Genomic DNA, 20,586 nt, shown 5'->3' with positions numbered 1-20,586 from the left:
TAATTAGGAGGAATTCAATTGAGATACTCTGTTACTCGTTTTACTTTCTGGCTGTTCTTGGCCTGCATCATGCTGCTCTCAACGCAATCCGCGTTTGCCAGCTTGACCGATATCAAGACTCAATTTGCCCCCCCAGAAGTAAAGGCACTGGTTGAAAAAGATTTTTTGAACTATCAAAATTCAATGGATGCTACCAAGGACAAGTTCGGAGTCGGCGGGGATGACTCCTTTGCGAAGGCACGTCTCGGAACGGGAATCGCTTACTATGTGGTCGAAAAAACCGTTGAAAACACCGAGAACGCTTTCACGTTTGACGGTTATATTTTTCCGATCCAGCTCAATTCGAAACCTGTGGGTATCTTGATTGCACGAGAAATAAATGGGAAGTGGGGCGTATTCAACATCAATAACAATGCGACCTTTGAACAAGACATTCAAAGTGCGAAAAATCTTTTAAGAGATACCGACACTGTAAAATTCGTTTACGACCCTGCATTTAATCTCTATACCCTGATTGTTCAACATACATCAGGTGAACGAAGTATTCTGTCTATGAAAGACCATGAAACATTAAATTTGAAAAAAAATACACTCTCTTCTATTTCGGAGTTTCAAACGAAACTTCAAGACATGAAAAATAAAAAGCAATCAATCGGCAAATCGGAACTCCTACAAGTAGGTGGGGTAGGTGCAACCACTTCAACTATTTCGGATGAGACTAGTACCTATTCATTCCTAATCGTGGGAGCGGTACTTGTTCTTGGAGTTCTTGTTTTTCTCCTCGTCAAGAAACGGAAGAAATCCGAATAGATACCAGGTACATCACTCATCAGTTTGATGTGATTCAACGAAGTATCCCCCTTATACGGCGCATTTTCTCGTCGGGAACTTGCTGACGGTTGAAGCGCTGAACAAAATGCCTCCGTCTAGGCACTAGCACCTTTATAGAACTAGCACCCAGCCATTACAACCGGTTACAAAAAAACCCCCTCGATACCACCATCGAGGGGGTTTTCCACGACCAGAATATGATCAGAATAACCCAAACACTCCCACTGGAAAAGCCCCCCGAATTTCCGGTTGACTTTCACGCTACGTCAAGCTGTACAGTTAGGATGTCAGGAGGTGAATCCAGTGGAATACACCGTGCAGAAGCTCGGCCAGTTGGCAGGGGTCAGCACCCGAACGCTGCGGTATTATGATGAGATCGGCATTCTAAAACCGGCACGCATCAACTCGTCAGGGTATCGAATCTATGGCCCGGCAGAAGTTGACAGGTTGCAGCAGATCCTCTTTTACAGAGAACTAGGGGTCGCACTCGAACATATAAAAGAAATCATGACCGCCCCGTCCTACAACGGAGCCCAAGCCTTGAGAGAACACCGTGACCAGCTTCTCGACAAACGCAAGCAGCTCGATCTGCTGATTGCCAACGTCGAAAAAACAATCGCCTCCACCGAAGGGAGCATGACCATGACCGACCGTGAAAAGTTCGAAGGGTTTAAGCAAAACATGATCGATGAAAATGAGAAAAAGTACGGCACTGAAATTCGCGAAAAGTATGGCGACGATGCTATCGACAAATCCAATGCAAAGCTCAAAAACATGACACAAGCAGAGCATGACGAAGTCACGCGTCTCGCTACTGAAGTGACCTCCACGCTGGCCGAAGCGTTCAAAACTGGTGACCCAGCAAGCGACCTTGCTCAAAAAGCGGCGGACTTGCATAAGCAATGGCTTTCCTACTACTGGACCTCCTACAGCAAGGAAGCACACGCCGGCCTCGCCCAAATGTACGTGGACGACGAGCGATTCAAGGCATACTACGATGAAAAGCAACCAGGCACAGCAGAATTCCTGAGAGACGCGATCCACATCTATACCGGCTGTTCGCAATAACGTTGTTGCCAAAAGGGGCTGCACCCCAGTCATTCGACTACGGTGCAGCCCCTTCACTTTTTGCTGTATACTAGTGTGAGAAGATTCAAATTTCCAACCGATGCTAAACAACCCGCGAATGGAGACCCCGATGACGAAAAGTAGCCATGTACACGTTGCCAAGGCCAGCAGTTCGCAAAAGTCCACCCAGATGTATCGAGGCGGTGCGCAAAAACCAAACCTGACACACGCCCATCTGCTCCAACTCCAATCAACGATTGGCAACCGGGCGCTCACCCGTGCTTTGGCTCGCCAAATGGCTACACCGTCACCAGGGGTACTGCAAAAGCAAGTAGCTCCTATTCAAATGGACAAATACGATGACCAGAAGACTGCGTTAAACAAGAAAAAAGAACAGATCGACAAGCAACTCAATGATCGATCGAAACTGCTGTTACAAGGTCCTCTCAGTGAATTCACTGACGAACTGGACATGATGAACAGCGAGTATTGGAACAACTGGAATGTGGAGATCAAAAACCAATACTTGGTTGCAGCCCGTCAAAAGTTCGACGTCCTCCCTGCCCTTTTGATCCGGGCTACCCGCGCACAAAAAAGACAAGAGGAGTTCGTAAGCAAGACCCAACAGATCGACACCCTGCTCGGCAAATGCAACACCGCCGTCGGGCATGCCACTCTAAGTCCCATGCAAACCTCGTTCGCAACACCGGAACAGGTCGCACTTTTTACATCGTTACGCCCCATCGTTGTACAAGCACGCGAGAAAGTCCGCACCCAAAAGCAATCGCTTGCAGACGCGTACCAAACCTTTTCGGCAATCAACACGCTCCCGACAGAACAAGAACTTCAGGATGCGTGGCTCGTGATCCGCGAGATGCCCTCTGAGCATTATTTCGCAAGAGTCTTCAAACTTGCACGAGAAGAATCAAGCTCCCTAGACGCCGTGACAATCAAAGAAAAAATGCAAGACCTCATCCAAGCGGCTGTTGACGACCCTACCAAACAACTCGACCTTGATGATGCTGGTGTGAGAAGTCTTGCAGAAAGTTATTACAGCAAGAGTTATACAAAAATTCAGGTGGATGCACAGCTGGTTCATGCAGTCCACCAGCAACATACCCCGCAAAAATCAGTCTGGCTCAAATTGCTTGGACTTGAAAAGGGTTCGCACAATGTTTGGATCAAAGATTCGGTCGGAACCATCGACGGGATGAATGTCCACGCCAGCCGATTCAAAGACACGATGCCCAATCAGGCTTCCTTGCACACACCCGCTGCAACCTTAAAAAATCAAATACTTGGCCAAGGTGACGGTGGGTTCCATGTCACGTTGGAAAGATTCGGTGCCCACGGTGGTCCCAATGGCGAGCGGAACCCCCACTCCTATCGCAACGGGGCTACCCGCATGAATGACTTCACGCCAAATCCCAACGGCACGGGTCTGACCTGGATGAACGTCTCTGCTCAACTTGCTGCCATCCGTAACACGGAAGTCACGGATGCTGAGACCAAAATTGATGACTTCGTAGCTCGACTAGGTCGCGAACAACCCTAACAGAGTCGCAAACTAGTCAGGGAGGATCATTTTCACTAACGAGTCTGCAACGAGCAGAAACAAGCCTGCAACTACGAAAACCGCCCTCATCGGGGCGGTTTTTTGCTACCGTTTCTGAATGCTCTTCGCCATCTCCAACAGATCCTGCGTGCTCAAAAACGGCGAGAACAACTGGTAATACACCTCATTGATCTCCGCCGTGATCGCATGCTCCCCAACCTTAGCCCATCTGAACGCGCCAGCTTGGACTTCCCCTTTGAACTCATACGTGCCGAGGTTGCTTTTCGCACGGGACTTCAGCGAGTTGTCCGGTGTGGCGAGGAAGTGGACGAGGTCCGACTCACCCGCTTGTTTGCCAACCAACCGGTACTCCAACTCCACCATCTGGTACATCTGATCAGCATCCACACCGGTCAGCGAGGTCGACTCCACCTGCAAGCGCGGATCGGTCAGCTCCATCAGTGGAAATTGCACTTGCGCATAGATATTCTCCAGCGCCGCCTGTGCCTGCTGCGGATCGTGCTCGACATGGGTCGGTGGCACTTCCACCTTCATCAAGGGCTGTGTCTGGGTCTGTTGGGCAAAAAACGCCGAGACCCGGTGCTTCATCGCCTGCCCTGAATCGGTCCAGCTCACGAGAGCCGTGCTGACGACCACCAACACCGCCGCCGCCACTGCCACCCCGCGATACCATCGATCGCTCTGACGCTTGAGTTGGGCTTCCTCCAACCGCTCCAACGTTCGCGAGAGGATGTCGCGGTGCTCCACTTGCAACCGCAACGCACCGATATCGCCAAACAGCGTTCCAAACTCGCGAAACTCCTGATCGCAGGACTGGCAGGTGTGCAGATGCGCTTGCAACAGCGACTCTTCCTCCGTCACCAATTCCCCGTCATAGTAGCGTTGAATCATGAACTCCATCTCTGCACAAGACATCTCACTCACCTCCATAGAGCATGTGTTTCAACTTTTGACGTGTCCGATACAGCCGCGAGCGCACATGCGCCTCCGTCACTTCCATCGTCGCCGCAACTTCCGAATAGGACAACTGCTGCAGATGGCGCAGGACGAAAATCTCGCGGTCCTCTGTGTTCAGCTTCATAATCTCCCGTCGCAAGTCATCCAAGCGGCTGCGCGTCGCCACCGTCTCCTCCACAGAGGGCGCGTGGTCGACATATGTATCTTCCAGCGGCACGGTGACACGCCGCTTTTTCCGAGCTGCATCGCGGTAGGTGTTCAGCACCACCGAGTACACCCACGTTCGAAAAGAACTATCGCCCTTGAACTGATGCAGGGAGCGGCAGATCTTCCAGAGCGCGTCCTGTGCGACGTCCTCCCCGTCCATCTTGCTCCCAGTCAGATAATACGCGGTCTGAAACACATACGGTTCAATCATCCGCAACAGTTCGGCCATCGACGCTTGGTCGACCAACGCGCCGGCGACCAGATCCTGCTCCTTCATCCCCCAGCCTCCTCCGTCTCCCGCTCTCTATACCCATTAGACGCACACTTTAGGAAAAAGTTGAAGCCGTATGTAAAAACAGACCCACACGTCATGCGTGTGGGTCTGTTTTTGTAGCCTCATTAATGGTCTGACCTAAACATCAGCCAGTATTGCGCAAGCCGGATGAAATTCCGTTGATCGTCAGCAGTACACCATTGATGTCCCCTGCCGACTCATCGCCATCGCGACGGGCCTCGCGGAGTTCCTCCAGCAACAACACTTGCAAGTAGGACAGCGGGTCGACGTAAGGATTGCGCAGGCGGATCGATTCCTGGATCACAGGCGCGTTGGCGAGGATATCCGTCTCCCCGGTGATCTCCAGCACGACGCGCTTGGTGCGCTTGTACTCCTCCTGGATACGCCCGAACACCCGAGCGGCCAGTTCCTCGTCCTCAACCAGTTTGACGTATTCGGCGGCGATCAGCATATCCGCTTTGGCGAGCGCCATCTGGATGTTGTCGATCATCGCTTGGAAGAACGGCCAGAACTGGTACATCCGCTTGAATTCACGCACCGACTCTGGATTGCTTGCCAGTTCATCCTCCATCGCCGTTCCAAATCCGAACCACGCCGGGAGCAAGTGGCGGTTCTGCGTCCACGAGAACACCCACGGGATGGCGCGCAGATCTTGGATGCGCATCGAATTGCGTCGCTTCGCTGGTCGGGAGCCGAGGTTCAACTCCCCGATGACGTCAATCGGAGTCGCCTGCTGGAAGTACGGCAGGAAATCCTCGTTGCGATACACGAATTTCTGGTAGGCTTCGAACGAAGCCTGCGACAACTGCTCCATCATCTCCGACCAGCGGCGCTCCGTTTCCTGCATGTACGTCGTCTGCTCTTTCATCGAGGCCAGCAACACGGACGATACCGCTGATTCCAACGAACGCATCGCGATGCCCGGATTCGAGTAGCGCTGCGAGATGACTTCGCCCTGCTCCGTGATCTTGACTTTGCCCTGCATCGCTTCTGGCGGCTGTGCGAGGATACTGCGCTCGATCGGACCGCCCCCACGCCCCAGCGCTCCACCGCGCCCGTGGAAGAACTTCAGGCGCACACCATACTGCTCGGCGACACGGTGAATCGCTTTTTGTGACTTGTAGAGCTCCCAGTTTGAAGTCAGGTAGCCTCCGTCCTTGTTGCTGTCGGAGTAACCCAGCATGATCTCTTGCAAGTCTCCACGCGCCTTCAAATGCTCGCGGTACACCGGATTGTTGAACAGCACATCGACGATCGCCGGCGCTTCTCGCAAATCCTCGATCGTTTCAAACAGCGGCACGACATTCATCGTGCTGGTCACAGTACCATCTGCACCCCACTGGAACAGGCCGGCTTCCTTCGAGAGCAACAGGACTTCCAGCATGTCGCTAACCCCTTGGGCCATCGAGATCAGGTAGTTCTGGATGCAATCATTCCCGAACAGCTTCTGGCTTTTGCGCACCGTGTGGAACACGTCCAGCGTCTCCTGCGTCTGAGCCCCCAACACCACATGCGGGGAGCACAGCGGGCGACGGTCGTCGAGCAGCGAGGTCAACAGGCTGATTTTTGCCTCCTCTGCGAGGTCGACATAATTTCCGATATGGGCGCGTTGGAACAATTCCTCCAGCGCTTGTTCGTGCACTTCGCTGTGTTGACGGATGTCCAAGGTCGCCATATGGAAGCCGAAAAGTTCGACTTGGCGGATGAGCGGTCGAACCTTGACTTCAGCAATCTCCGCGCCTTTGTGGTGGAGCAACGAGCGCTCGACGATCCGAATGTCCTCGAGGAACTCTTCTGTCGACTTGTACGCACTGTCTTGCTCGGCACTGAACTCGCCGTGGTAGCGCGCCTTGGTCGCTTGGAGGCGCGAGAGGATCTGGTCGATTTTCTCCCGGTACGGTTCATCCGGGATGTAGGTGTTGTCCAGTCCGAGCGAGGTGATCAATTCTGCGCTTGCACCCGCTCGTTCATAGGACTGGCTGAGGTCTTGCCCCAGCGAGAGCATCTCCGCTTCGTACTTGCGCATCGCGAGGTCGAAGTGCAACACCAACGTCTGGAACGTCAAGTCTGCTGTCACGTAGGGGTTGCCGTCACGGTCTCCGCCCATCCAAGAGCCGAAGCGCAGGAACGTCGGCACTTCCCAGTCATGGTCCGGGTACAGTGTCTGCAACTGCTCCTCCATCTCCAAGTGAATCGCCGGCAACACGTCAAACAACACTTCGTCGAGGAAGTACAGCCCATTGCGCACTTCGTCGAGCACGGTGAGGCGCTCCTTGCGCACGTTGCGCGTCTGCCACAGCGAGACGATCTCGGCCTTTAACAGCCGCTTCATGTTCTTCATCTCGCGAGTGGTGACCGACGGATCATCGAATTTCTCCAGAATCAACGACATCTGGTGGTGCTTGTCGAGGATCGTGCGCCGCTGAGCTTCCGTCGGATGCGCAGTCAGCACCAATTCAACCCCGATCTGGTGGATCAGCGATTGGATTTCCTCGGCTTGTATGCCGTTGTTGTACATCTTGTGGAACGCACTGCGCAATGAACCGCGTTGCGGACGCGAGCCGGTCGTGCGCTCATACTCCCGCTTGCGGCGGATGCGGTGTGATTGTTCCGCGAGGTTGACCAATTGAAAATACAACGCGAACGCCCGGATCACTTCCTGGCGCATCTCGGCTGGAATTTCACGGATCGTCGATCGGAAGTTCTCGCGGCTCTCCTCCGTCCCTTGCTTGCGCAAGTCCTTCGCCGCGGCACGCACGTTCTCGACCAAGTCGAGCACTTCTTGGCCACACTGCGACACAACCACCTCGCCCAGCAGGTTGCCGAGGATGCGGATATCACGGCGCAGGGCCGATTCACTTTCAGGAGCACGGCGCTCCTCCACCGTCATCTCCGAGGCAAACGTTTGCAGCTTTTGGTCTTGGGGATCTTGCTGGTCTCCACTCCGTTGCATGTATAGCTCCTCCTTCACTTTCCGGCGAAGTACTCGAGTCTGATTTAGTATTCTGTATTTTCTATGTTACTTTTACTATAGTTCGTTAGGCGATCCATTTCAACCCGTCCTGCTATTTTACGTCTATATAGTAACGATCATCACAAAAAAGCGACGCTTACACCCTAGTGGGCGTGCGTCGCTGTTTCCCTGACCGTGACCGCCTGATCTCCAACACGGCCGCTGCCACATCGAGCGCTGCCAACGGGCGGCGAATCTGGGCCATGCTCCGTACCATCTGCTGCCGCGTCAAGTCGCACCCGACCAATCGTTGTACGTGTTGCGTCAAATCACGTGCTGAGTGCGCTGCCAAAGCGACCGAGAGTCGCGCCATCAAGTGCCCGTTGCGCGACTCTTGGCCGCCGACGGGTGAGTACAGCACCATCGGCAACTCCATCGCCAGCGCTTCTGACATCGTCAACCCGCCAGGCTTGGTGACCAGCACATCGCTCTGGGCCATCAAGGACTCCATCTGTTCCGAAAAGCCGTGGACCGCCACATGTGACAAGCCCTCACACCGCGCCTTCATCTCATGGAACAACGACCGGTTCGTGCCGCAGACGATCGTGACGTCCGCTTCCAATCCTGATCCAGCGATCTGCTCGACCATCGGCACGACGCCCAATCCCCAACCGCCGCCGCTGATCAGGATTTTTTTCCGCTCATGGGTCGTCCGGTGCTGTGTCAGCGTGAAAGCCTCGGCAAACCGCGAGGAGATCGGGATGCCTGTCACGCGCACCTCCGCGTGATCACCGATTCTTGGCTCGATCTCCTCCGCCATTTCTGTCAGCGGCAGACAATACAAATCGACCGCCGGATGCATCCAATACCCATGCATATCATAATCGGTCACCACCGTACAGAGCGGCACTCGCAACCCCTGTCGCTTCATCTCCGCGATCAACAGCGCCGGAATTGGATGTGTGCAGACGATGACATCTGGTTGCAACTCCTGCAGCCACTTGCCGACATCGCGGTGCAGTGACTGCCGGATCAAGTTGCGAACCATCGCGTGCCACTCCTTTTCCCGCTGCCATTCGTACCACGCTCCCCAGAGCTTTGGACTGTGCTGCAGCGCACGGTAATACACCGCACGCGAGATCCGAGCGGCGAGCGGGCGAAACGTATCGAGCAGATTCAGCCTCGTGATCTGCACGAGCGGCTCATGCGCTCGAAGCGCTTCTTCGACCGCCGTTGCGGCGCGTTCATGACCGCTGCCGATCGATTCGGACAGCAGTACGATGTGCGACATACCAAGACCCTCCTCTAGACGACCCCTTCCTTTCTAGGATGTACCAAAAAACCCCCCGCCAAAACGAAAAAAGGACCCCGTAAAACGGGGCCCTTTTTGCACGCCTGTATTAAAACCACAAAAATAAAATATCAAGATAGCTCAAAAATAACCAAACACCCTCTCATTCTAAGCAAATGTTTGCTAGAATGTAGAGAGTTTTAGTTTTATTCCTCTGCGAACAGGTCGGGGAACAACTCGGTCACGGATTTTTGATAATAACGTGCAAACTTGATGATCGTCTCTCGGCCAGGTTTTTTGTCCCCTGCTTCGATCTTCCGGACATAGACTTCGGAGAGTTGCAAGTCCTGTGCGACCTGTGCTTGTGTCTTCTCGATCGCGACACGGCAGGCAATCAGTGGGTATCGTTTCATCCGGCTCCCTCGCGATACAATTTGTATCCGTTGACAAGATACATTCATCCTAAGTGATACGTTTTGTAGCGTCAAGGATGGAATCTGTAAAATACCTATGAACCGATACTTATCGTATCTATAATGTTGTTAGGAGGTGTTGACCTTGCTCGGAGCGAGATTGAAACAACTGCGCAAAGCCCAAGGCCTGACGCAACACCAAGTCGCAGAAACGCTTGGAGTCAACCGCGAGGCCTACAGCCATTATGAAAATGAGCGACGGAAGTTGACCCCGCACACGCTGACCGTACTTGCCAAGTTGTTCGGTGTCTCGACCGACTACATGCTCGGACGTACCGACAAGCCCCACTCCAACGAACGCGAATTCATCGAGACACACCGCGCCATGCTGGAACAATTACAGGACAGCATCTCTGCGGGTCGCTTGGAACTCGATGGTCGGCCCTTGCCGCCAGAGGAGAAGGAATGCCTGCTGATCGCCTTGACGATTGCTCGGGAATTGCATACCTCCAGCTAAAAAAAAAGACCCCCGCACACATGCTGGGTCTTTTTTTGCTACACTAGAGAAAACTGGCGGAGGTGTATGACGATGTGTGGACGTTTTACGCTGACCGTTCCACTCGAAGAATTGATGCTGCGCTATGGTGTGGAGGAGATTCCGTTCGACTATGTGCCGCGCTACAACATCGCGCCGGGACAGCCGTTGACGGCCGTGCTGGCTCATGATGGTCAGAAGCGAATCGGGCAGTTGAAATGGGGCTTGGTGCCCGCTTGGGCGAAGGACGTAAGCATCGCCTACAAGACGATCAACGCCAAGTCTGAGACGGTCGCGGACAAGCCTGCTTTCAGACAATCGTTCCAACGCAAGCGCTGCCTGATTCCCGCCGATGGGTTCTACGAGTGGCAAAAGTCTGGCAAAAGCAAGCAGCCGATGCGCATCCTGCGCCAAGACCGCGAGATCTTCAGCATGGCAGGCCTCTATGACTCCTGGAACGCTCCAGATGGCACGAAGTTACATACCTGCACGATCCTCACGACCAAGCCGAACACGCTGGTCAGCCCGATTCATGACCGGATGCCGGTGATCCTGCGCCGCGAGGATGAGGAGCTCTGGCTTGACCGGGAGCACTTCGACTCTGAACGCCTCCAGTCGTTGCTCACCCCGTACCCAGAGGACGAGATGTTCGCCTACCCGGTGGCCGCGATGGTTGGCAATGTGCGAAACGAACTGCCCGACTGCATTGTGGAGATCTAGAAAAAAAGCCCCTCGCCTACAAGGCAGGGGCTTTTTCCGCGATTGATCTCTTGGGGATGGAGACGTAACTGTGCAACACCATGCCCGCCATGACGATGACCATCCCGATCCATGACAGCAGGGAGGGCATCACGGCGGAGAGCAGCAACACTTCCCCGACGACGGCGAACACCACTTCCCCCGCCTGCGTCGCTTCCACAGCGGCGAGTTTCGCCGGATCGGAGCGAACGAGGTCGGTCGCGGTGAAGAAAATCACCGTCGCCAGCACGCCAGATGTGAACGCGACGATGGCGGACTGCCCCGTCTGCGCGAGGCTCGGCAATCCGTCCGTCCAGATGCCATACACAGAGAGCAACAACCAAAACGGCAAACTGGCAACCGTCATCCCGAGCACACGCTGGTACGCGTCCAACTGTCCGGCGACGGCTCCCATCATCTTGCGGTTGCCTAGCGGGTAGGCGAAGGCAGCGATCACAACAGGGACGATGCCAAGCACCACATCGCGCCCGGAGATCTCGCCCGCGTGCTCAACTTGCATCAACGCCACACCGAGCAGGATGATCAAGGACATCAAAAGCCCCTTCATCGGGATGCGTTGCCCGAACAGCGGCACCAACAACGATCCGCAGACGATCGTGATCTGCCACGTCCCGGCGACCAACCAGCCTGGGCCAAACGCAGCGGCGAAGGAGATCGGCGCATAGAACAGCACGAAGCCGACAAAACTCCAGCCCAGCCAGAGCAAGGGACGAGCACGAAGCGCTTGCCAGACTGGGGCGAGCTGGCTGCGCATGGCAACGAGCAGGATCATCATCGGGGCCATGAACAGATAGCGCAACGATGCGCTCCACACCCAACTCCCGCCCCCGATGTCCATCGCCCGGTTCAACACAAACGTAAACGCAAAAAAGAAAGAGGCCAACAATCCTAGTACAAGTGCGCGCATCGGCAGCCTCCCTTCTTTTTGTCCTACCATGAAAGTTACGGTTCGCGCGTAACCGCCACCGAGGGGTGCGCACCTTCGCGCTCCTCACGAAAGCGCTCCTCTAGCCAATGCATCGCATCGCGCGCCAGATGGCGGCGATAGAGCACGATCCCGGCGTGTCCGCACGGGTAGAGGATGCGCCGCGGCCTGCCCCATGCCTCCCAGAGCGCTTCCGCATCGCGCGGGTGTACATACTCGTCGTACATCCCGTGCAGGAACAGCATGTTTTCCCGTCTGACCTTCAAGCTCCAACGGGTCGGTTCGAGGATCGACCAGTGCTGTTGCAATTCCTCCCGCGTCATGCCGCCTTGCAAGAGATCTTGCTTGATAAACCTGCCGATTTTTGAGTCCCACACCGAATACGTCAACGAGTTGCCGTACATCACCGAGATCACGTAATCGGTGTTCTCCTCGGTCACGGCCATCATGTTTGAAAAATACCCGCCCATGCTGACCCCGACCACGATGACCTTGCCGCCGCGCTCGCGCTTGACCCAGCGGATCAAGGCTCGCAATTCGGCAATCGTCTGGCGCATCGAGCGGATCGAGTGGTCGGCATCGGCGGTGACCAGATGCTCTCCGCTGTACGACCCCTCCAACGCGCGGTCGAAGTGATAAGGAATCGTCGGGAAGTACAGATCATAGCCCGCCGCGAGAAACGTGCTCGTGAACATCTTGTGTACGCGCTCCAGATGGATCATTCGCCACCCGTGGACCACGATCACGTTGACCGGTTCGGGGTTGTGGTCACGGCGGATGTAGTACTCTCCGCGCGCGCCGTCATTCTCCGGGTGGCTGGAGGTCATCGGGCTGTCATACGTGTAGCGACCGACCTCGTACCCATCCTCGCGCATCTCTTGCGGATGCATCGTCAACTCCGGCACATCTGGCGCGGGGTAGACGTCTGCAAATTCAGCCGATGGGAATCCGCTGGCCGGTTTGAAATGCGATTGCTTGCTGCGTTCCCGGTAGAGGAACGTAATGCCTATTTGGTCTAGTGTTTTGGCAAGTAGTTTTTTATACATGTGTCCGATACCTTCTCGTTGGGAATTACACTTCAAAAAAGAAACGACAAGGAAGATTATATCGAAATTCCGACAAAATGAACACCTCATCCGGGTGAAGGAGGAGAATTTTCCCAGACGGGTTGTCCGATTTCCGCAACACCAAACCCCCACCTGCCCGTGCAGGTGGGGGTTTTTTCAAACGTTGCTTAGCAGGTTTCCTCGCGAACGGCACACAGGCGCAGGCATTTGATCTTGCCGCGCTTGAGCTTGATGTCCTCGATCTTCAAGCCGTCGCCGCATTTGACTTCCTCAATTTTGAGGTGTTTGAAATAGATGTCGTCGAGGTAGACTTCGTTGCACTGGCCGCTCAGCATGGCGATCAGCTCTCGACGAGATTCTTCATTGAGTACGAGAGCGAGCTTCATGGACTTGATTTTGGTTTTGTCAGACATGGGTCATGACCTCCTCCTGCGTAGAAACGCGTTGAAACGTTTCCTTCCACACCCCACCATACGCAGGAGCCCGCTAAGCGGTGACAACGACTAGGAATTCTCCAATAAAAAAATTTTCTCGAACGGAACCTCCAACGCTGTACAGATCTTTTTCGCCGCCTCTGGACCGGCGTTGCGCAGACCGCTCTCCAATTGGCTGATAAAGGGTGAGCTCAACCCAGACTCGCGCGCGAGTTTGCGCTGGGAAAATCCAGCATGAATACGCGCATGCGTAAACTCAGGTTGTTTGGCTTTGATAATCATATGGAATGCACCTTCTCGTCCTTGTTGTATCCACCGTTGTAAGCAGTATAACAAGGTTCCAATCACTCTTGCAATCACTTTAAAGTACAAAATTTAGTTGCTGGATTCCCCTTATCAGAGCTATAATCTCCATGTATTCTAGCAAGCATTTACAAGCACTCGCAAACACTAGCAATCGATGCTGACGAGGTGACCCTTTTGACACTTGGAGAATTTCTAAAAACCCGTCGGGAAGTGCTCGGCCTGTCCACGCGCAAAGTCGAAGAGATGTGTGGCGTATCCGACACGTTCATCTCGCTTCTGGAGAACGGCAAGCGCGCCCCCTCGCCCGAAACGTTGAAAAAACTTTCCGGTCCGTACCAAGTTTCCTACTATGAACTGCTCCAGTACGGCGACTTCCTGCCAGAGCATGCGTGGTTGACGCTGCTGCTCGACCGCTTGCGTCAAGCACGCAAGCTGACCCCGGAAGCGTTCGCCGCGACTCTGGGTCTCTCGCTGGAGGACTGGCAGCAGTTCGTTGCCGGTGGCGTGATCCCGGAAGCGACGATCCTGCACTTGACCGAACAGCTGCAGGCAACCACCTTACAAGACTTGCTACAACAAGGCCGCTCCTAACGAAGTACAGGACGCGGTCTTTTTTCCATCTGCGAAGTACGGGACTTTCTCCGCAGAACATCAGGAGTCTCCCTGATATCGCTCCCCTCCTCGAGGCTCTATACTGAAGCCATCAAGTCATCACCAACTACAAGCCCATCGAGGAGGCGTTTTTATATGTTCTGTCATCAATGTGAGCAAACCCCGTCTGGCGGTTGCAAAGTAATCGGTGTGTGTGGCAAAAACGAAGAGATTGCCAGCCTGCAAGACACGATCGTTTTTGCCCTCAAAGGCATTGCAGCCTATGCCGTACACGCTCGTCAGCTCGGCTACAGCGATCCGTTCGTCGATGCGACTACGCATGAAGCCCTGTACATGACCTTGACCAACTCGAACTTCAACCTGCAAGAACATCTGGACATGGCGATGAAGGTCGGTCAATCGGCGATTCGGATCATGGAATGGCTCGATCATGCGCACACCACACACTTCGGTGTCCCGGAACCGATCCGCGTCTCGCAAAATAAAGTCGAAGGCAAATGCATCGTCGTCACCGGCCACAACTTGCACGCGCTCGAAGAACTGCTCCGCCAGACGGACGGCAAAGGCATCAACATCTACACCCATTCCGAGATGCTCCCGGCCCACGGGTATCCGCTGCTCAAGCAATACAGCCACTTGAAAGGCAACGTCGGCAAGGCATGGTACGACCAACGCCAACTGTTCGAAAAATTCCCAGGCGCCATCCTCGCGACCACGAACTGCGTGATGCCGATTCGCGGCACCTACGCGGACCGCATGTTCTCGCTGGATGTCGCGGGTCTGGAAGGCGTGCAGAAGATCGAAAACCTCGACTTCACCGCCCTGATCGAGCGCGCGCTGGAACTGCCGGAAGCGCACATGGACTCGGAGGAAACGCTGGTCACGGGCTTCCACCACAACACCGTGATCAACATCGCACCGGAAATTCTCGATGCGGTCAAAGCGGGCAAGATCAAGCGGTTCTTCGTCATCGCAGGCTGTGACGCACCGGGCAAGGGCGGCGACTACTACCGTGAACTGGCAACCTCGATCCCAGAGGATTGCATCATCATGACGACTTCCTGTGGCAAATTCCGCTTCAACGATGTCGAGTACGGGACGATTGATGGCATCCCGCGCTTCATCGATCTCGGACAATGCAACAACTCGGTCTCGACGGTGAAGATCGCGATGGCGCTCGCCGATGCACTCGGCTGCACAGTCGCCGATCTCCCAGTCTCGATCGTGCTCTCGTGGTTTGAACAAAAAGCTGTCGCGATCCTGCTCGGCCTGTTCTCGCTGGGTATCCAAGACATCCGCATCGGCCCGAAAGCACCAGACTTCATCTCCCCTGGCGTCCTCGAAGTTCTGCAGGACAAATTCGGTCTGAAGCTGATCGGCCAAGCGCAGGACGACCTGCTCGCAATGCTCAACTAAAAGGAGTTTTTGACCATGCGCGTCCCTGTAGGCGTCTCCAATCGTCACATCCACTTGACCCAAGCGCACGCCGACATCCTGTTCGGTCGTGACTATCGTTTCAAAAAACTAAAGGACCTCCGCCAGCCCGGACAGTACGCTTGCGAGGAAACCTTGACGCTTCAAGGACCCAAGGGCGCGATCCAAAACGTCCGCGTGCTCGGTCCTGTGCGCTCGTACAGCCAAGTGGAAGTTTCCAAAACCGACTGTTTCGTCCTCGGGGTCAACGCTCCGGTTCGTGACTCCGGCGACCTCGAGGGGACGCCGGGGTTACGCCTCGTTGGGCCCAAGGGTTCTGTCGAGCTTGACGCAGGTGTGATCCTGCCCTTCCGCCACATCCATCTGCACCCAGAGGATGCCGCAGAACTCGGCGTGCAGGACAAAGACCTCGTCGCCGTCAAAACGTCTGGCGAACGCTCGGTCATCTTGGAAAATGTGCTCTGTCGTGTACACCCGCAGTACTCGCTCGAATTTCACATCGACACCGATGAAGCCAATGCGGCCGGTTTGCGCAATGGCGATCTGGTGCAGGTGATCCACGTCGATGCCTTCCATGAACTGCGCACGTTTACCGCACAGCGCGTGCTCGTCTTGAACTGCGGCAGTTCGTCTGTCAAGTACAAGCTCTACCAGATGCCGGGCGAAGTGATTCTCCAACAAGGCAATCTGGAGCGTTCGGAGTCGGTCTCGCTCGCGGAGGTCTTCTCCGCGATTTTTGCCGCGGTGGAAGGCCCGATCGATGGGGTCGCACACCGGATCGTCCACGGGGCCGATTTATTTCAAGCGTCGGTGCTGATCACGCCCGAGGTTCTGGAGCAGATCAGCAGCGTCTCGCACCTCGCGCCGCTGCACAACCCTGTGAATCTGGAAGGGGTTCGCGAGGCGATGTCTCGTCTGCCGGAGATCCCGCACGTCGCGGTGTTCGACACCGCGTTCCACCAGACGATGCCGCCGAGTTCATACCTGTACGCCATTCCATATGAGTTGTATGAAAAGCACCGCATCCGCAAGTATGGCTTCCACGGCAGTTCGCACCGCTATGTGGTGGAGCGCGCCGAGCAACTGCTGGACATCCCAAATGACAAGTTGCGCGTGATCTCCTGTCACATCGGCAACGGCGTCTCGGTCACAGCCGTGCGCAACGGCCAATCCTATGACACCTCGATGGGTCTCACCCCGCTCGCTGGCGTCACGATGGGCACTCGCTCAGGCAACATCGACCCTGGCATCATCCCGCATGTGGAGCAGTTGGAAGGCATGTCGACCGGCGAAGTCCTCGACATGTTGAACAACAAAAGCGGACTGCTCGGCATCTCCGGCGTCACCAACGACGTCCGTGAATTGCTCGAACTGGCACATCAGGGACATGAACGCGCCCAACTCGCCCTCGATCTGTTCGTGACGAAACTGCACAAGTACATCGGGCTGTCGCTGGCCCGCTTGAACGGTGCCGATGCGATCATCTTCACCGCAGGAATTGGGGAGAACAGCGCCGAACTGCGGGAGCGGATCTGCCAAGGCTTGGAGTATGCCGGGATCTTCCTCGACCCGCAACAGAACTGGGAAGGTCACGGTGAGCGCTTGATCTCCAGCCGCTACTCCCCGGTGAAAGTGCTGGTCATCCCGACCAACGAAGAATTGGTGATGGCACGAGATGCCTACCAACTGACGGTATAAAAAAGAACCAGCCTCGCAGGAGGCTGGTTCTTTTTTCATGCTTACGAAGTGGCCTTCATCGACTTGCGATCCTTGGGAAGCAGGAAGGTCAGCACGCCGAGCAGCGGCAGGAACGAGCACCACTGCATGAGGGTAACCAGTCCGTAGACATCGGAGACATTGCCGAGCACGACCGCTCCGATCGCCCCCATGCCAAACGCGAGGCCGACGATCAGGCCGGAAACCATGCCGACGTTGCCCGGAATCAATTCCTGCGCATACACGACGGTGACGGAGAAGCTCGACGACAGGATCACACCCATGATGAACAGGAGCGGGTAAGACCAGAACAGGCTGACATGCGGCAGCAACATCGCAAACGGAGCCGCTCCCATCATCGAGAACAGGATCAGACGCCACTTGCCGAACCGGTCGGCGAGCGGACCGCCCAAAAACGTCCCGATCGCCCCTGCTGCCATGAACAGGAACACGAACACCTGCGCACGCTCAATGCTCAACCCGTCTTGTTCCATGAGGAAGAATTGATAAAAGTTCGAAATCGAGGACGAGTACCACGAGCGAGCGAAGACGAGCAGGATCAGCAGGCAGATCGCGAACTTGACGTTCGAGGTGACGATCTCGCCTTTGCCAGCGCCTTTTTTCCCTTTGGTCGCGACAGTACCACTGGAAAGTTGCTGACGGTACCACTTCGAGACGTTGAACAGCACCGCAATCGCCAGCATCGCGAGGATCGCAGCCCAAGCGGCACCCGGTTGCCCGAGCGGAACGAATACAAATGCGGTCATCAGCGGTGCGAGCGATTGCCCGGTGTTGCCGCCGACTTGGTAGATCGACTGCGCCAAGCCCTTGCGTCCACCGGCCGCCATGTGCGCGACGCGGGAGCCTTCCGGATGGAACACTGCGGAACCAAGACCTACGAACATCGCGGCAAAAAGCACCCAGCCAAACGTCGGGGCCATCGCCAAGCCGAACATCCCAGCCATGCTGGAAAGCATCCCGAGCGGCAACAGGAACGGGCTTGGGCGTTTGTCGGTGAAGTACCCGACGACCGGCTGCATGATCGAAGACGTCATGTTGAAGAAAAAGGAGATCAACCCCACCTGCGTGTAGGTCAACGACATCGATTTTTTCAAGACCGGGTAGAGCGCAGGCACCACCGCTTGCATCGAGTCGTTGAGGAAATGCACGAACGAGATCGCCAGCAGGATGCGAAACACAGTCGGAGCCACCGACGGCGTCTGTCCGTCGCCAAGCATCGGCGACGTTTTTGTCACAGTTTGCAAGAATGTCCCCTCCTCTCAGATCTCCTCCTACTATACAATAAAATTCCGAATATCGAAACGTATCAGACAGTGGCGCACACCGTCCTTTGCGGGCATGAAAAAAGTGGCTTGCACAGCCACTTTTTCACACAATCCGTATCGCGTTCGTTCGCAACCAAGAGTTGACCTCGACGAGATAATCCAAACGGAAGCGCCAAAACAGGTCCTGATGCACGGTGCGCAACAACTCCCGTACTTTTGCCTGATCGAGAACGTAGTGCAACGGAGCATGCGGGTCGTCGAGGATCGCTTCCACCTGTGCGCAGAGATAGGTCGTGTAGGCCGAGCTGAACACGACGGGCGCGTTGCTTTTTTGCCGATTCACCACCTCGTCTGGCAGGCAGGAACGGAAGACCTCACGCAGAACCCCCTTTTTTTGCCCTCCGTAAGTTTTCAGCTCCCAAGGCAGGTTCCACGCGTAATGGATCAACTGCGGATCGCAAAATGGCAACCGTGCTTCGATCCCCGCCGCCTCCGTCAATCGCTCCACACGCCGTGTCAGGAATGGCAGGTAGTGTTGCAACGTCAAGTAGGTGACTTCGCGTATCCGTGCCTGCTCCGGGCTCTCTCCTGCCAGCGGCGGCACTTGGCGCAACGCGTCTTGGTAGCGTTCCTGCACGTACTCTTCTGCCTGTTCCACTTCTCCAGTACAGATCTTATGTAAAAGCGGATGCACCCACGGAAAGGAGGCGCGATCCCGGAACTTGGCGTTGTAAAACCAAGACTGCGACCCAAACATCTCGTCCGATCCCTCTCCGAGCAAGGCGATGCCATGCGTCTCCCCGACCTGTTTATAGACGAGGTAGTGCATGATGTCGAACTCGGCCTGACCTGGGAGATCCAGACGCAGCTGGGCTTGCAACACCTCCGGTGTCCCGACCACCACTTCCCGGTTCGTCAGGCCCAGATGTTTGGCGACCTTCCACACCCACGGGGCATCCAATCCGTCGACGTCCTGCTGATCCAGACTTTCTGGCGTGTTGATCGAAAAGGTCTGCAGATCGGGGTGCTTCTGTGCCGCGAGCGCCGTCAACCCGCTGGAGTCCAACCCACCCGACAGAATCACCGTCGCAGGGACAGCGGCGTTCATCTGCTCCGTCACGTTGCGTGTCAGCATGTCCCGAAGTTTCTCAACGGTCGTCTCCAAGCGATCGGTATGCGGCTCGCTGGTCAACTGCCAGTAACGATGCCGTCTGACCCGCTCTGGCGTGTGGACGACGAGATGTGCAACTCGCACTTCCTGCACGCCGTGCAACACCGCTTGTCCCGGTGAGAAGTACGGGCCCATCGCCAGCAACTCCGACAGACCCGCCGTGTGAAGTTCCCGTGGCACCGCATGATGGGCCAGCACATCCTGTAGCCGTGACCCATACGCAACAACTCCTGCACACTCCGCGTAATACAAGGTTTTCAACCCCAACGGGTCGCGCCCCATGACGAGTTGGTGCTGGTCGGGGTCCCACAGCACGAACGCAAACGCACCTACAAAACGCTCGACAAAACCAAGCCCCCACTCCCGATAAGCGGCCAGCATCACGGCCCCCATGTCGGGCTCCAGCACGCGCTGACCCCGAAGTTGCAACGCCCGCTGGACCTCGTCCGCGTTCTGTAGATAGCCCGCACAGGATACGTGTAGCACCGGATTCTGTTGTTTCCAGTTAAACAACCCTCGCATCTCAATTCCCCCTCGGAAAAAGCAAGCAGCCAGCCCAGTGGCCAGCTGCCCTTTTTTGAATCTACTCGTTTTCCGTTTCTACTTCCGGGAGCGGTTGGTAGTAACCGAGCGTTTTCATCGACACTCACCTCCTGATGGTAGTGCCGCTACTATATTCAGAATTAGATGTGATTATAACAATTGAAAAAGAGACCCTTGCAGAACCCCCAGACCTTGCAGTCCGGTGCT

General features: G+C 55.5%; 19 protein-coding genes. 8 read left to right on the top strand and 11 right to left on the bottom strand.

All coding sequences use genetic code 11. The features are described from left to right. Positions 1-18 precede the first annotated feature (18 nt). The 3 genes from C7459_RS10855 to C7459_RS10845 all read left to right on the top strand — a co-directional run bounded on the left by C7459_RS10855 (position 19) and on the right by C7459_RS10845 (position 3,454). Positions 19-810, top strand: a complete 792-nt coding sequence (locus tag C7459_RS10855; protein WP_109689132.1) for an LPXTG cell wall anchor domain-containing protein — start codon at positions 19-21, stop codon at positions 808-810. A 324-nt stretch (positions 811-1,134) separates the two neighbouring features. Next, positions 1,135-1,899 (top strand): MerR family transcriptional regulator, encoded by a 765-nt coding sequence (locus C7459_RS10850; RefSeq protein ID WP_109689130.1) that lies wholly within the window; start codon positions 1,135-1,137, stop codon positions 1,897-1,899. 190 nt (positions 1,900-2,089) lie between these two features. Then, positions 2,090-3,454 carry a hypothetical protein gene (locus C7459_RS10845; protein ID WP_146200991.1) on the top strand — a complete coding sequence of 455 codons (1,365 nt, stop codon included), beginning with the start codon at positions 2,090-2,092 and terminating at the stop codon, positions 3,452-3,454. 105 nt (positions 3,455-3,559) lie between these two features. Here the strand turns inward: C7459_RS10845 and C7459_RS10840 are convergent, their stop codons facing one another. The 5 genes from C7459_RS10840 to C7459_RS10820 all read right to left on the bottom strand — a co-directional run bounded on the left by C7459_RS10840 (position 3,560) and on the right by C7459_RS10820 (position 9,591). Then, positions 3,560-4,390: an anti-sigma factor family protein gene (locus C7459_RS10840; RefSeq protein WP_170119416.1), complete on the bottom strand. Its 831-nt coding sequence runs from the start codon at positions 4,388-4,390 to the stop codon at positions 3,560-3,562. Between the two features lies 1 nt (position 4,391). Continuing rightward, positions 4,392-4,916 carry an RNA polymerase sigma factor gene (locus C7459_RS10835; protein WP_109689124.1) on the bottom strand — a complete coding sequence of 175 codons (525 nt, stop codon included), beginning with the start codon at positions 4,914-4,916 and terminating at the stop codon, positions 4,392-4,394. A 142-nt stretch (positions 4,917-5,058) separates the two neighbouring features. Further along, positions 5,059-7,824: a phosphoenolpyruvate carboxylase gene (gene ppc / locus C7459_RS10830; protein WP_109689238.1), complete on the bottom strand. Its 2,766-nt coding sequence runs from the start codon at positions 7,822-7,824 to the stop codon at positions 5,059-5,061. A gap of 220 nt (positions 7,825-8,044) precedes the next feature. Further along, positions 8,045-9,178, bottom strand: a complete 1,134-nt coding sequence (locus C7459_RS10825; protein WP_109689122.1) for an MGDG synthase family glycosyltransferase — start codon at positions 9,176-9,178, stop codon at positions 8,045-8,047. A gap of 206 nt (positions 9,179-9,384) precedes the next feature. Further along, a complete protein-coding gene (locus C7459_RS10820) occupies positions 9,385-9,591 on the bottom strand; it encodes a helix-turn-helix transcriptional regulator (RefSeq protein ID WP_109689120.1) in 207 nt (68 codons plus the stop codon). A gap of 145 nt (positions 9,592-9,736) precedes the next feature. Here C7459_RS10820 and C7459_RS10815 point away from each other — a divergent pair, with 145 nt between their 5' ends. Further along, entirely contained in the window at positions 9,737-10,108 is a 372-nt protein-coding gene (locus C7459_RS10815) for a helix-turn-helix domain-containing protein (RefSeq protein WP_170119414.1), read from the top strand. A gap of 72 nt (positions 10,109-10,180) precedes the next feature. Next, positions 10,181-10,846 carry an SOS response-associated peptidase gene (locus C7459_RS10810; protein WP_109689116.1) on the top strand — a complete coding sequence of 222 codons (666 nt, stop codon included), beginning with the start codon at positions 10,181-10,183 and terminating at the stop codon, positions 10,844-10,846. Positions 10,847-10,862: 16 nt separating this feature from the next. Here C7459_RS10810 and C7459_RS10805 read toward each other — a convergent pair whose 3' ends face one another. The 4 genes from C7459_RS10805 to C7459_RS10790 form a co-directional block, all read right to left on the bottom strand. After that, positions 10,863-11,792, bottom strand: coding sequence for a DMT family transporter (locus tag C7459_RS10805; protein WP_109689115.1), 930 nt, complete (start codon positions 11,790-11,792; stop codon positions 10,863-10,865). A 35-nt stretch (positions 11,793-11,827) separates the two neighbouring features. Beyond that, the gene (locus tag C7459_RS10800; RefSeq protein ID WP_170119413.1) at positions 11,828-12,856 is read right to left on the bottom strand and encodes an alpha/beta fold hydrolase; all 1,029 of its coding nucleotides are present in this window, start codon (positions 12,854-12,856) and stop codon (positions 11,828-11,830) included. Positions 12,857-13,044: 188 nt separating this feature from the next. Next, a complete protein-coding gene (locus tag C7459_RS10795) occupies positions 13,045-13,290 on the bottom strand; it encodes a hypothetical protein (protein ID WP_109689111.1) in 246 nt (81 codons plus the stop codon). A gap of 90 nt (positions 13,291-13,380) precedes the next feature. Then, complete coding sequence (locus C7459_RS10790) at positions 13,381-13,593, bottom strand: helix-turn-helix domain-containing protein (protein WP_109689109.1); 213 nt, start codon at positions 13,591-13,593, stop codon at positions 13,381-13,383. Positions 13,594-13,791: 198 nt separating this feature from the next. On the opposite strand from C7459_RS10790, the gene C7459_RS10785 reads away from it, so the two are divergent. From C7459_RS10785 to C7459_RS24085, 3 genes are all read left to right on the top strand, one after another. Further along, positions 13,792-14,208: a helix-turn-helix domain-containing protein gene (locus C7459_RS10785; protein ID WP_211320376.1), complete on the top strand. Its 417-nt coding sequence runs from the start codon at positions 13,792-13,794 to the stop codon at positions 14,206-14,208. 156 nt (positions 14,209-14,364) lie between these two features. Beyond that, complete coding sequence (hcp, locus tag C7459_RS10780; protein WP_109689105.1) at positions 14,365-15,645, top strand: hydroxylamine reductase; 1,281 nt, start codon at positions 14,365-14,367, stop codon at positions 15,643-15,645. Between the two features lie 15 nt (positions 15,646-15,660). Then, a complete protein-coding gene (locus tag C7459_RS24085) occupies positions 15,661-17,361 on the top strand; it encodes an acetate/propionate family kinase (protein ID WP_109689103.1) in 1,701 nt (566 codons plus the stop codon). 41 nt (positions 17,362-17,402) lie between these two features. Here C7459_RS24085 and C7459_RS10770 read toward each other — a convergent pair whose 3' ends face one another. Both C7459_RS10770 and asnB read right to left on the bottom strand, forming a co-directional pair. Beyond that, positions 17,403-18,644 carry an MFS transporter gene (locus C7459_RS10770; protein WP_425450724.1) on the bottom strand — a complete coding sequence of 414 codons (1,242 nt, stop codon included), beginning with the start codon at positions 18,642-18,644 and terminating at the stop codon, positions 17,403-17,405. A 124-nt stretch (positions 18,645-18,768) separates the two neighbouring features. Then, positions 18,769-20,358: an asparagine synthase (glutamine-hydrolyzing) gene (gene asnB, locus C7459_RS10765; RefSeq protein ID WP_109689101.1), complete on the bottom strand. Its 1,590-nt coding sequence runs from the start codon at positions 20,356-20,358 to the stop codon at positions 18,769-18,771. Positions 20,359-20,586 lie beyond the last annotated feature (228 nt).

The organism is Tumebacillus permanentifrigoris (assembly GCF_003148565.1).
GTDB classification, from domain to species: domain Bacteria; phylum Bacillota; class Bacilli; order Tumebacillales; family Tumebacillaceae; genus Tumebacillus; species Tumebacillus permanentifrigoris.
Note: the sequence above shows the minus strand (reverse complement) of the source record. Positions and strands in the feature narration are given on the sequence as shown.